This is a genomic window from Pseudoalteromonas sp. XMcav1-K, from assembly GCF_044005875.1.
GTDB lineage: Bacteria > Pseudomonadota > Gammaproteobacteria > Enterobacterales > Alteromonadaceae > Pseudoalteromonas > Pseudoalteromonas spongiae.
This window is the reverse complement of the sequence record NZ_JBIPJE010000030.1, coordinates 59,937-72,810: the sequence shown is the minus strand read 5'-3', so window position 1 is coordinate 72,810 and position 12,874 is coordinate 59,937. Positions and strand designations below refer to the sequence as shown.

11 protein-coding genes and 1 tRNA gene are annotated in these 12,874 nt (G+C 40.1%); 7 read left to right on the top strand and 5 right to left on the bottom strand.

Annotated elements, in window-relative coordinates:
• Positions 1 to 132: 132 nt before the first annotated feature.
• Positions 133 to 217 (bottom strand) — tRNA-Tyr (locus ACHSBP_RS04660).
• 112 nt (positions 218 to 329) lie between these two features.
• Between ACHSBP_RS04660 and ACHSBP_RS04655 the strand changes: the two genes are divergently transcribed.
• The gene (locus tag ACHSBP_RS04655) at positions 330 to 839 is read left to right on the top strand and encodes a VC2046/SO_2500 family protein (protein WP_395388235.1); all 510 of its coding nucleotides are present in this window, start codon (positions 330 to 332) and stop codon (positions 837 to 839) included.
• A gap of 482 nt (positions 840 to 1,321) precedes the next feature.
• Here the strand turns inward: ACHSBP_RS04655 and ACHSBP_RS04650 are convergent, their stop codons facing one another.
• From ACHSBP_RS04650 to ACHSBP_RS04640, 3 genes are all read right to left on the bottom strand, one after another.
• On the bottom strand, positions 1,322 to 1,780 hold the full coding sequence (locus ACHSBP_RS04650) for a YchJ family protein (RefSeq protein WP_395388234.1): 459 nt from the start codon (positions 1,778 to 1,780) through the stop codon (positions 1,322 to 1,324).
• Positions 1,781 to 1,810: 30 nt separating this feature from the next.
• Positions 1,811 to 2,248, bottom strand: coding sequence for a SulA-like leucine-rich domain-containing protein (locus ACHSBP_RS04645; protein WP_010560277.1), 438 nt, complete (start codon positions 2,246 to 2,248; stop codon positions 1,811 to 1,813).
• 83 nt (positions 2,249 to 2,331) lie between these two features.
• Positions 2,332 to 2,802, bottom strand: a complete 471-nt coding sequence (locus ACHSBP_RS04640; protein ID WP_054980148.1) for a tetratricopeptide repeat protein — start codon at positions 2,800 to 2,802, stop codon at positions 2,332 to 2,334.
• Positions 2,803 to 3,087: 285 nt separating this feature from the next.
• Here ACHSBP_RS04640 and ACHSBP_RS04635 point away from each other — a divergent pair, with 285 nt between their 5' ends.
• From ACHSBP_RS04635 to ACHSBP_RS04615, 5 genes are all read left to right on the top strand, one after another.
• Entirely contained in the window at positions 3,088 to 4,377 is a 1,290-nt protein-coding gene (locus tag ACHSBP_RS04635; RefSeq protein WP_198521122.1) for an NCS2 family permease, read from the top strand.
• Positions 4,378 to 4,422: 45 nt separating this feature from the next.
• Positions 4,423 to 5,472, top strand: coding sequence for a CDP-glycerol glycerophosphotransferase family protein (locus ACHSBP_RS04630; RefSeq protein WP_395388233.1), 1,050 nt, complete (start codon positions 4,423 to 4,425; stop codon positions 5,470 to 5,472).
• A gap of 68 nt (positions 5,473 to 5,540) precedes the next feature.
• Complete coding sequence (locus tag ACHSBP_RS04625; protein ID WP_395388232.1) at positions 5,541 to 6,611, top strand: CDP-glycerol glycerophosphotransferase family protein; 1,071 nt, start codon at positions 5,541 to 5,543, stop codon at positions 6,609 to 6,611.
• A 21-nt stretch (positions 6,612 to 6,632) separates the two neighbouring features.
• Positions 6,633 to 7,076 carry an adenylyltransferase/cytidyltransferase family protein gene (locus ACHSBP_RS04620; RefSeq protein WP_054980145.1) on the top strand — a complete coding sequence of 148 codons (444 nt, stop codon included), beginning with the start codon at positions 6,633 to 6,635 and terminating at the stop codon, positions 7,074 to 7,076.
• Positions 7,054 to 7,674, top strand: a complete 621-nt coding sequence (locus ACHSBP_RS04615) for an SDR family oxidoreductase (protein WP_395388231.1) — start codon at positions 7,054 to 7,056, stop codon at positions 7,672 to 7,674. The genes ACHSBP_RS04620 and ACHSBP_RS04615 overlap by 23 nt, the downstream gene beginning before the upstream one ends.
• Positions 7,675 to 7,788: 114 nt before the next feature.
• Here ACHSBP_RS04615 and ACHSBP_RS04610 read toward each other — a convergent pair whose 3' ends face one another.
• Positions 7,789 to 9,399 carry an alpha-glucosidase gene (locus ACHSBP_RS04610; protein ID WP_395388230.1) on the bottom strand — a complete coding sequence of 537 codons (1,611 nt, stop codon included), beginning with the start codon at positions 9,397 to 9,399 and terminating at the stop codon, positions 7,789 to 7,791.
• A gap of 646 nt (positions 9,400 to 10,045) precedes the next feature.
• Here ACHSBP_RS04610 and ACHSBP_RS04605 point away from each other — a divergent pair.
• Positions 10,046 to 12,841, top strand: a complete 2,796-nt coding sequence (locus ACHSBP_RS04605) for a TonB-dependent receptor (protein ID WP_395388229.1) — start codon at positions 10,046 to 10,048, stop codon at positions 12,839 to 12,841.
• Positions 12,842 to 12,874: the final 33 nt, after the last annotated feature.

The window sequence follows — 12,874 nt, the reverse complement described above, 5'->3', positions numbered from 1 at the left end:
AATTTGGAATTTGGAATTTGGAATTTGGAATTTGGAATTTGGAATTTGGAATTTGGAATTTGGAATTTGGAATTTGGAATTTGGAATTTGGAATTTGGAATTTGGAATTTGGAATTTGGAATAAAAGAGAAGTGGTGGAGGGGGACGGATTCGAACCATCGAAGGCAATGCCGTCAGATTTACAGTCTGATCCCTTTGGCCGCTCGGGAACCCCTCCACGAGAACGAGGCGAATATTAACAAACTAAAAAATTAAGTAAAGGTTAAAGCTAAAGTTTTTTTTAATTTTGTCGATAACAGCTTTGTTATTAATCAGATTGACTATTAAAGATGCAAATCGAACAAATCATCACACATGAAGCGCAACTTGGAGAGCAACTTTCTCACAGTGTTAAAGAGCAGCGCCATTCTGATTTTGCACTTTTACTTTCTTTATTAAGCAATGACGCAACGGAGTTTTCGCAATTTCAGCTAATAAAAAGCGAAAAGTCACCGACTGCGGATCCGGTTCTTTCATACGCGAAGGTCGCAGCAGGCCCGAAAAAGCCATTAGCAAGTGAACCGTTTAACGGCTTGCTTGGCGAACACAATCGTACATTGTTAGAAAACCAAGGATTAATCGCGATTCAATTTAATGAATGTTTAAAGCCCGAACCTTTCACTTGTAAGAATGATAAAAACTACATTCCTCCCCTAGTTGTTGATAATTGTCCGCCTGCGGTGCAAAAGAAATTACACTGTGCTAAACAAGTGGGGCTTAACAATAACGAAATGGATATCAACAATTTCTATCAAAGTATTGAAAAGAGCCAAGAGTACAACTTCGCTTCTGTCGCTTAGTTAAGCTGGCCGTAGCGGCTCACACGGCTCTTTTGTTAAATACTTACTGAATCATTACTTCGTAACGTTAATCTTTGTGTAACTAGCGCTAGTTATTAGCGTGTTTGCCATTAAATATATATTTGACGGGTTTATGTCTTTTTTCAAAATGCGTTATGTGAGTGGTCGTTGGTCGGGTAGTGGCTTAATTTTTGGACTAAATACTTTGCTTTTTGTTCGTAATTTAGCCAAAAGGAAAAGTTAAGCGGAAAAATTGCATAAAAAATTTATTGCGAAATTCAATTATTATCATCCAATACATTATCTGAATATATCTAAAAGAATGGGGATTTTGGTATTGGTAGATGGGTATTGAGAAATAGGGTGCTCTATCTAATTGGGCCACCCTATTAAACTTTAAGTCAACGGCTTAATTTTGATGATAGGCTAAGAAAATGTTGCTTAGGCTAAGACTATATATTTAAAAAGTGATTCAAATTTACTTAGCTACCATGACACTTTTTAAATTTTTTACCACTACCACACGGACAAGTATCGTTTCTGCCTAGCTTAGTTTCGTTATGAGGGGTAAGGGTGCCATCTAAATAGCGCCATTGATCTTCTTCAATAATAAAGTTTGATACCTCTTCAAGCTGGCAGTAGTAGCCGTCGCAAATATACTCTGCTTTAAAATGCACTTGGGCTGAATCGCCTTGCTCATTAAAACTATTCACCGTAAGTTTTATAAAATCAGCAAGTTCAGCAAATAACTTTATTTCTCTAACACTGTTTTCGGCACGTTTAGCCAGTGCATAGGTGTTATGAATATATTCACTGTTATTTACACAGTATGCAGAATAGCGAGAGCGCATTAGCTGCTCTGCATTATCTGCTTTTTTTTCACCATTGATGATGGGTGCACAACATTGCTCAAATGCTTGTGCTGTTCCACAGTAACACATAAATAGATTTCGTTTTTCAAAACCAGCATTTTAGCAGAGAGTAGGGTTTGCCGTCACACCTTTGCTAGCTGCAAAGTGGTAAAAATAGCCATTAAACTCTGTTTGGTTTGCATAGAGTGAACTAAGTGTTACTTCATCAAGCATATTTGTCCACGATACAACTGCACCAAAATTGCCATTTTTTAACGCCGAATTAACCACGTATTCAATATTAATAAGATGACGCTGGCGAATAATAAGCAGTTTGCTGTGGTCGATAGATAAACTTTCTAACAGGGTTTTACTTGGCACTGCATCGGGTGCAAGCAGCAGTGTCCATTTATTTTCGCAGGTATGCTTTTGCAGTATTTCAATAAGTGCCAATGTTTCTTGAATGTCATCTTGCACATTAATAACTTTCAGCTTGTCTGTATCTTGTGTTGAAACCTGTACAGCGTGCTGTGATGAAAGGTGTTGAGCTTGTAACATAACGATACCTGTTTAAATATACAGTGAAATTATCTATACAGTAGTTTATACAGTGTTTTGTTTCAAGCACTTTTTGCTATTTTTTACACAATTTTTTCAGATTGGATTATTGCGTCATTAATATTCTCATATAAATCAGCAGCTTGCTTTTTTGCATCGGTGATTTGTTTTGCTTGGAGTAACGGCTGTAGCTTACCAATTGCCTCTACCGCTTCTATCGAGCCTTGGCTTTCAGCTAGGTATAACCAGGTATATGCGTGATACACGCTTTGCGGTAATCCGGCACCTTTTGCGAACATCATGCCTAAATAAAACTGCGCTTTTACATGACCTTGCAGGGCAGCGAAACGCATATATTTGGCAGCACCAACATCATTTTTGGCTTTTGACATGGTGACTGAGGTTGCAAACAAACGTTCGGCATCTTGCTCTACAATAGTGTGGGCTTTTTGTGTCAGTTCTTTTTTGATCGCAAGTAATGTAGAAAGAATAAGGTGTTCTACTTCCTCTATTGTTAATGAATCTACTTCAATGGATTTATTTTCGTCGGGCATATGCTTCCTTATTGCTAATCAACCTAAGACAAGGCTAATAACTTTTTTACGGTGATTGTTAGAAACGTTCCGATTAAAACGTGTTTTAAAAAAGCATGCGTGGTGTAACACGTTAAAAATTGCTTTTGCTGGTGAACGTTTATCTTAATCTAAGCGTGATGATTTACCCTAAGTTTAGAAGCTTTTGTTTTTTTCACTTAATTTCATTTCGAAATGACTTAAAAATTTAATTTTTGCTGTGTCACTGGTATGATCATCGCCCCCTTAAGACACAGTAACGAAATCATGTTTGAGCAACTTTTTAAAATTAACCAACAGGGCAGTACGGTTAAACGTGAAGTGATCGCTGGCATCACCACATTTGTCACTATGGTGTACATAGTATTTGTAAACCCTGCAATGTTAACCGAAGCAGGCATAGACCAAGGCGCAGCATTTGTAGCCACCTGTTTAGCCGCAGCAATTGGTTGTTTTATTATGGGTTTTTGGGCCAATTACCCAATCGCACTAGCACCGGGAATGGGGCTTAACGCATTTTTCACATATGGCGTAGTGCTAGGTATGGGCTACAGCTGGCAAAGCGCACTTGCCGCGGTGTTTTTCTCAGGCATTATCTTTTTACTTTTAAGTTTATTTAAAGTGCGAGAGTGGATTATTAATGCCATTCCTCTTGTTTTAAAGCGCGCAATTGCCACCGGTATTGGTGCATTCTTAGCGTTAATCGCTCTTAAAAACTCGGGTATTATTGTGGCAAGCCCTGCAACCTTGGTACAACTTGGCGATATAACCCAAGCAGGCCCGTTACTTGCAATTATTAGTTTCTTTTTTATCGCCGCGCTTTTATACCGAGATATTAAAAGTGGCGTGCTGTTTAGTATTTTAGGTGTTACCGCTATCGCGTTAGCGCTTGGTTTAGTTGAATACAACGGCATTGTTTCAATGCCACCATCACTTGCACCGACTTGGATGGAACTGGACTTTGCCAGCGCACTAGAGCTTTCAATGCTTAGTGTGATTTTTGCTTTCCTTTTTGTCGACTTATTTGATACCTCAGGCACACTTGTTGCGGTGTCACAAAAAGCCGGTATTGCTGATGAAAAAGGCAATATTCCACGTATGGGCCGCGCTCTTAGTGCAGATAGTTGCGCAACGATCGCGGGTGCAACGTTAGGTACATCAACAACGACTTCTTATATTGAGTCTGTTGCTGGGGTATCGGTTGGCGGCAAAACAGGTTTAACCGCCGTTGTTGTTGGTATCTGCTTTTTATTAATGCTGTTCTTTGCACCGCTTGCGGCGATGGTGCCGGCTTACGCCACAGCTGGCGCAATTTTATATGTTGCGGTATTAATGTTACAAAACTTAAAACTGGTTGATTGGGATGACATGACAGAAGCCGTGCCTGTGGCAGTTGTATTATTAATGACACCGCTTACGTTTTCGATAGCGCACGGTATTGCACTAGGTTTTATTGCTTACACAGCAGTAAAAGTAATGTGCAATCGTGCTGAAGAAGTGAGCATTAGTGTTTGGGTGTTGTCTATTCTCTTTGTGGTTAAGTTCGCTCTACTATAAAAATAAACGGGGCGCTGTTTGCGCCTTTAACACAACGGATTATTTATGCGTAAGTACCTTTTCTTTATCTCTCAAAATTACAGTTATGCGATTTTACGCCCGTTACAACAAGAAATTTGGCGCCGCGGTGGCGAGGTTGCTTGGTTTTTGTGGGGTAATGAAGTTAATGCGAACTATTTAAAAGAAGATGAGCAGGTACTTAAATCAGTTGATGCGGTAAAAGCATTTAATCCAGATGCGGTATTTGTTCCTGGTAATACGGTACCGCGCTTTTTCCCAGGCGTTAAAGTGGCGGTGTTCCATGGTTTTAACGCGGGTAAGTTAAATAGACGCGGCAATAATGACCATTTCAATATTCGTCAATGCTTTGATTTATATTGCACCCAAGGACCAGATACTACCGAACCGTTCAAGCAACTAGCCAAGCAACATGGTTATTTTAATGTGGTCGAAACAGGCTGGTCTACGCTTGATCCATTATTTACTGACACGCTAACCGACCCGACAGCTAATAAGAGTAAGAAAACGGTGTTAATGTGCTCGACGTTTTCTCGCAATTTAACGTGTGCACCGCATTTGTTCGAGCAAGTTAAAAAACTCAGCACAACGGGAAAGTGGCAATGGCTAGTGCAATTTCATCCTAAAATGCCAAAACATATTGTAGAGCAGTATAAATCCCTTGAAAGCGAACATTTACAGTTTGTTGAAACCGATAACGTATTACCGCTGCTAAAACAGGCAGATGTGATGTTGTGCGATACATCGTCAGTGATTCAAATGTTTTTAGTGCAAAATAAACCGGTCGTAACGTTTAACAATATTGATCCTAAACCGTATATGGTTAATTTCACTGAGCCTAATTTACTTGAAGAAAAGCTGTCATATGCATTGCAATCTACACACGACCTTACTCAGCAGATTGGCGAGTATATAAAGCAATTGCATCCGTATCGCGATGGGCAATCGAGTGGCCGAGTACTGGATGCGGTTGAGAAAGTATTACTTGGTGAACTTACTGTTGAAAAAACTAAGCCACTTAACTTTATTCGCAATTTTAAGCTAAGAAAAAAGCTCAAATACTGGAAATTCAATTAAAAAACTTTGCCTGATGTTAAGTTTTTGTGAGATCATAAAAATGTCACATAAATCGTTTAGGCAGTTCAATGAAGGTTATTTTTGATATTCAACATCTGTATTATTTACCGCAGTATTTACCGGTAATTGATGCATTAAAACAGCATAAAACAGATATTGAGTTAGTCGCTTACAAAACAGATGATAATGACTTAAACCGCATAGTTGAAAACGCTTTAAACGGCACCCAGTTAACTTACAAAATTGTAGGCAATTGGCAAGACGCGTTAGCACATTATCTCGCACAAAAAGCCGATTGGATTGTGTTTGGTAACGCCGTATCAGATTTAGAGCAACTCCATAGCGCAAGCAAAACGGTATTGATGCAACACGGCGTTGGCCCTAAAAGCTGTTATTACGATGTATCGAAAAACCCAACCACAGTGCGCTTTGTTGAAGGTGAAAAGCGCCGAGCTAATCTTCAAGCCATGTTTCCAAACGGCAATTTTGTAGACAGCGGTTATGCTAAGCTCGATCCTGCGATTAATCGCACATCACTTAAGCTCTCATTAAGCGCGCTTGGTTTAGATGAAAATAAGCCGACCATTCTCTACGCGCCAACATTTTATCCAAGTTCAATAGAACTATTTTCTGCAAATTTTGCCAACGATTTTGCAGACTACAACATTATTTTAAAGCCGCACTTTTTCTCGCTAACTAAGCCGCGTTACACTAAACAAAAAGCCATATTAGAATCGTGGGCGGCCAGTGAAAATGTCTATTTAGCTGGCGTTGATGAGTATAATCTGTTGGAGTTTATGGCTATTTCAGATGTCATGCTGTCGGATGCATCGTCTGCTATCTTTGAATTTGCAGCGTTAGATAAACCCGTTATCTGGTGTGACTTCTACAAATTACGTTGGGGTTATCGCGGTATATTTTCGTTCCGTTTTAAAAAGCGCATAGATGAAAGTATTACAGTGTTTCACGAACTCTGTGATAGGGCGGCGAGTTATCAGGCACTTAGCGAAGTAGTTGCAAATGCGGTTAAAAACCCGCAAATCAAACAGTCAATAAGAAAGCAAATATGTGATGAATACGTGGGCAAGCTCGATGGTAAATCGGCAGAGCGTATTTGTGATTATTTAATCTCACATTAACACGAGTTAAAAGAATATATTATGAGTAAAATTGTTTACGTATCTGGCACCTTTGATCTGTTTCACCGCAATCATTTGAAAATGATTGAATATGGCAGAGGGCTTGGCGAAACCTTAATTGTTGGGGTAAGTACCGACGAGCTTGTGTGTAGCTATAAAAACCCACCTGCGGTACCTTTTGAAGAACGTATTGCGATTGTTGAAGCGCTAAAACACCCTGATGTGGTTATTCCACAGCGCTCGTTAGAGCATACACAGCGCATAAAAGATCTCAATATCGATATTTTTGTGGTAGGCGATGATTGGCGCGGTAAATATGATTACCTTCGCGATCTTGGTGTAAAAGTATTTTATTTCCCATATGGTGCTGGTGTAAGTAGCTCAAACTTAAAAGAGCGTATTTACGACCAATACAGAAACTTAATAGATAAGTCGGATAAACATGAAAACCCAGATATCGTCTAAAAAATCAATTTTAATTACTGGCGGTGGCGGTGATTGGGCACAAAGCTTTGCTAACGAATTTAGCGATGCCTTTGATATTACCTTAGTGTCACGCCAACAATTGGATGTAACGCAAGATAGCGAAGTGGCGTCTTATTTTGAAGACAAAGTGTTCGACGTTGTCATTAATAATGCTGGCTGCATTCACCCAAATCGATTACTTGAATCCGATTCAGCTGAGTGGATCCAAGATATTTCAGTGAATTTAATTGGTACCTATTTGGTAAGTAAATACGCGCTGAAAAATAATCACAACACACTGATAATTAATATTTCATCAACTGCTGGGTTTAACGCTTATAAAGATTGGTCATCGTATTGCAGCTCAAAAGCAGGTGTGATTACGTTAAGCAAAAGCATGGCAAATGATGGCTTTGAGGTTATCTGCATGGCGCCCGGTGCAATTGAAACTAAGTTTAGGGATAAGTTTAATATTCCTAACAACAATATTATGACATGTAGCGAGTTTAGCAAACATGTTGTTGATGTTCTAAATGGGCAATACCAAAGTGGTGATGTACTGTTTATTCGTAAAAATGAGTTTGTACTTAATCCATAATTCAAAAAAAAGGCTAACCCAGCTGGGCTAGCCTTACGTTCACATGGGAAGAACAATACGTAATTCTTTCGATTAGTTAAAATGGTAATTCCATTTACCCTGTGTTAGTAACTTTTACACATCCTCTTTTGCAAATATCACATAGCCAAAGCCACTTAATGTTACGCTCTCATACTGGTGTGATTTAATTACTTTACCTTGTACGTCAACCGTTTGGCTTTGTTCGCCTAGGTTGAAATAACAGACTAATGTTTTGCCGTTATAGCTGCGCTCAAAGCCTAAAATATGTTCATCGCTTTGGGTAAATTTAATGTCACCAAAAAGAAGCGCATCATGTTGCTTGCGCCAAGCTAAAAATTGTTGGCAATGCACTAGTGCTGAAGTATCGTCAGCTTGCTGTGCGTCAATCGCGACATCTTTATGCGCGTCAACCACAGGTAACCAAGGTTCAACAGTTGAGAAACCACCGAATTCATTTGCACGCTGCCAAGGTAATGGCGTACGACAGCCATCGCGACCTTTAAAGTTTGGCCAGAAGGTAATGCCGTAAGGGTCTTGTAATTGCTCAAAGGTGATTTCAGCTTCACCTAAACCTAATTCTTCACCTTGGTACAAACACACACTGCCACGCAAACTTGCAAGTAACGCATGTAGCATTTTTACTTGCTCATGATTAACAATACCGTTCTTGCTCCAACGCGATGCAACGCGTTCTACATCGTGATTGCTAAATGCCCAACATGGCCAGCCTTCAGTCATTTGCGATTCAAGGGTTTCAACTGTGTTTCGAATGTAACTTGGGCTGTAGTCTTTTGTTAGTAGCTCAAAACTGTAACCCATGTGCAGTTTGTCGCCACCTGCTGTGTACTCATTCATGGTGGCTAGTGAATCTTCAGATGAAATTTCACCAAGGGTCACAGCGCCTGGGTATTTGTTCATTAGCGTGCGAATAGCCTGCATAAATGCCAGGTTTTCGGGCTGGGTGTTGTTGTAATAGTGATACTGAAATGCGTATGGATTATCTTCACTAAACCCACGACCTTGCCTTAAATGCTTTGGCTTTGCAGGGTTATCACGTAGTTGTGCGTCGTGATAACAAAAGTTAATAGCATCTAAGCGGAAGCCATCTACACCGCGAGCTAACCAAAACTCAACGTTATCTAATACAGCATTGCGCACATCTTCATTGTGGAAGTTTAAATCGGGCTGCTGGGTTAAAAAGTTATGCAAATAGTATTGGCAGCGACGCGGCTCCCATTGCCATGCACAACCGCCGAAAATTGATAACCAGTTATTTGGCGGTGAACCATCTTCATTGGCATCAGCCCACACATACCAATCGGCTTTATCGTTAGTTTTGTTTTCACGACTCTCAATAAACCAAGGGTGTTGATCTGAGGTATGACTCAATACTTGGTCAATCACAATTTTAATATCGCGCTGATGAGCTTGCGCGATTAGTTCGTCAAAATCAGCAAGTGAGCCAAATAATGGATCGATATCGCGATAGTCGCTTATGTCGTAACCAAAATCTTTCATTGGCGACTTAAAAAACGGCGAAATCCATACAGCGTCAACACCAAGCGCTTTAATATAATCAAGTCGCTTTATTATTCCCTGTAAATCGCCAACACCATTATTTGTAGTGTCTTGAAAGCTGCGTGGGTAGATTTGGTAAATTACCGCGCCTTTCCACCAATTTAGTTGCGCTGTTAGTTTCGACATCGTTTTCTCATTACTATCTGATGCTAAATGCTTTTTTACGTTTGCGTTGCCATTTCACAGTATCTGTTTACTGCGAATAACGGTCAGCTTACGTCATATAGCGGCTGCGAGTAAAAAGCCTACATACGTATGCAGTGAAAATAGTTGTAAGAAGAGAAGTCTTTGGAACGATGTTTATTGGTCACACTAAATAACCAATTTTAATATTTATTATTAAAATGTACTAAAATAAAGGTTCAAATTGGTAATACCAATTTATCATTAGTTTTGTGTTGCACCTTTTAAGTGCAGGTTATATTCAGTTTGTGCTGAATTTGCACTGAATTGGCCCGTATTTGTGATGATTTTATGTCATTTTCTTTAAGTTAACGTTTTGTTTTATGCTACTTTTAAAAAATACTTATTAATCAATGTATAACAAAAAATAAATGTAAAATATTTGTAACCAAAAGCGCCGTTGCATAAATTTGAATACGTATGCAGTTTGTTGTGGTTGCTAAATTTATAGCGTTACTATCACTGTCGGCAACAAACGCGAACTCATTTGGTGCAACTGCTACAAATACTGTCAGTAAGCTATATTCGTTTAGTGATGTTATTTCGCACCATGATTTGCACTAGCAATAGTCAATCGGGAACAAAATTTATGTCTATTTTCAAACCAAGTATGCTGACGCTGGCAATGGTCGCAGCAGGTGTAGGCTCTGCAAACTTATATGCTGCAGAGAACCAAAACAACGATAAAGAACAAGAAAAAGAAGTTGAGGTTATTGAGGTTACAGGCTTTCGCGCAAGTTTAGTTAAAGCCATTAACACCAAGCGCTTTTCACCAGAAGTGGTTGAATCAGTATCAGCAGAAGACATCGGTAAATTACCAGACTCTTCAATTGCAGAATCAATTGCACGCTTACCTGGTCTAGCCGCTCAGCGCTTAGACGGTCGCGCAAGTCGCGTTACTATTCGTGGTTTTGGTGAAGACCATGTTGGCACTACATTTAATGGTCGTGAACAAGTATCGATAACCGATAACCGCGGTGCAGAATTAGATTTATACCCATCAGAAATCATGAGCGCGGTAACAGTTTATAAAACGCCGAGTGCCGATTTAGAAGCATCGGGCCTTGCTGGCGTTATTGATTTGCAAACAATTAAACCGCTATCAATGGATGAGCGCGTTATCAAAGTTAACGCCATGTATGAGCAAACGGGCTTTGAAAAATTAAATCCAGATGCTGACGATAATGGCTTTCGCGGTACACTGTCTTACATCGACCAATTTGCCGATAACACCCTAGGTGTGGCAGTTGCATTTAATACAATGTCATCACCAAACCAAGAAAAGCGTTGGAACTCTTGGGGCTACCCTGAATTCACGGGTGATGATGGCAATACCTATTCAATTTTAGGTGGTGCAAAGCCGTTTGTACGTTCATCTACCTTAGAACGTGATTCAGTTATGGCGGTGATTGAATATGCACCAAGCGAAAATCTACGTATGGTATTTGATAGCTTATATGTAGATTTCGTAGATGAAAAAATTCTCCGTGGCATCGAAGTGCCATTTGCTTGGGGTCAGGGTTCAATCAGTGCGGATAACGCAGTGGTAGACCCAGCAACAGGCTTTGTTACATCAGCGATTACTGAAGGGCAGCGTGTTGTAGTACGTAACGACTACGAAGATCGCAGCGCTGAACTTACATCATTTGGTTTTAATTTAGAATATGACTTAAGTGATTCTTGGTCACTTGAGTTCGATGCAAGTCACTCAAGTGTTGAGCGTGAAATCTGGAGTATGGAAAGTTATGCCGGAACAGGTCGTGGCGATGCACGTGGTGTTGCAGATAACCTAGGTTACGCATTCAATTCTGGAAATACAGGCGCAACCTTTAGCCATGAGCTGGATTATAGTGATTATAATTTAATTCAACTTGGCGGCCCACTTTCTTGGGGTTGGAGTTCTGCACTTAATGAAAAATACGGCGTTGTTGGTACTGAATATGAAAACCAATTGCAAGACGGCTTTTTAAATACCCCTGAAGTTGACGACGAGCTAAATGCACTTCGCCTTGCTGCTACCAAAGTAATTGAAAACGATTATGTAACGTCTGTTGAATTTGGTTTGTCTTACAGTGAACGTGAGAAAACCAAGCGCTCTGAAGGTTACTTCTTAACAGTATCAAGCTTCTCGTTAGATAACCCAGGTATGATGATGGTGCCAGAAGAGTACCGTTTAGGTACTGCAAACCTTGATTTTATCGGCATGGGCGACATGATTGCGTTTAACTCACGCGCAATGGTTGAAGATGGTTACTACGATTTACTGGCAGAAAGCTTAACCGATCCAAGCCACGCAACTAAATCGTGGACGGTTAAAGAGCAATTAACCAGTGCGTTTGTTAAAGCAAATATTGATACTGAAGTTGCAGGCATGCCGTTAACTGGTAATGCAGGTCTTCGCTATGTTAAAACTGAGCAAGAATCGCAAGGTAATGCTTTCAATACACAAGACGGCAAAGTTATTACATCGCCAACGCATATTGAACACGATTACGCACATCTATTACCAAGCTTAAACCTATCATTGTCGATTGATGATGATCAGTCGGTACGTTTTGGTGCTGCAAAGACGATTTCACGTGCACGTATGGATGAAATGAATGCCTCGGTTAATGCTACTTACAATCAGCAGCCAGATGAAAATGGTAGCAACTGGGTAGTGAATGGCGGTAACCCGTCACTTGAACCGTATCAAGCAATTAACTTTGACCTAAGCTATGAAAACTACTTTAGCCCAGAAGGTTATTTTGCTATCGCGCTTTATCACAAAGATTTAAAAGACTGGATCTTTGATGGTAGCTATTCAATCGATATGACAGGTGTTGCAGATCCATCAACAGGTCTAGTACCTGCGAACCCAGATGGTACAGGTAATGGTAAAGTAAACGGTGGCGACGGCACGGTTAAAGGTGCTGAGTTCTCAGTCACATTACCGTTTAACTACTTTGCTGATGCACTGGATGGTTTTGGTTTAATTGCAAGTCATACTGTTAATAGCTCAGACATGGTTGACCAAGATGGCAATGATTACGAAATTCCAGGTTTATCTAAGAGCATTCAAAACCTAACTTTCTATTATGAAAACTACGGCTTCCAAGCGCGTGCTAGCATGCGTAAACGTGATGACTTTAAAGGTGACGTTTATGGCCGCGGTTTTGACTCACAGCAAGTTGATATTCAAGGCGAAACGATTTGGGATGCACAAATTGGTTATGACTTCTCTGAAAGTGGCTTAAAGAGCCTAGAGGGCATGACGGTAACTTTCCAAGTGCAAAACATTACTGAAGAACCGTTTATCTCGTTATCAGGTGATAACGCATTGCAAGTACGTGATTACCAAGATTATGGTCGCACTTTCTTGCTAGGTGTGAACTACCAGTTCTAACCTGAATGTTGCAACAAAGCCCTGAAAAGGGCT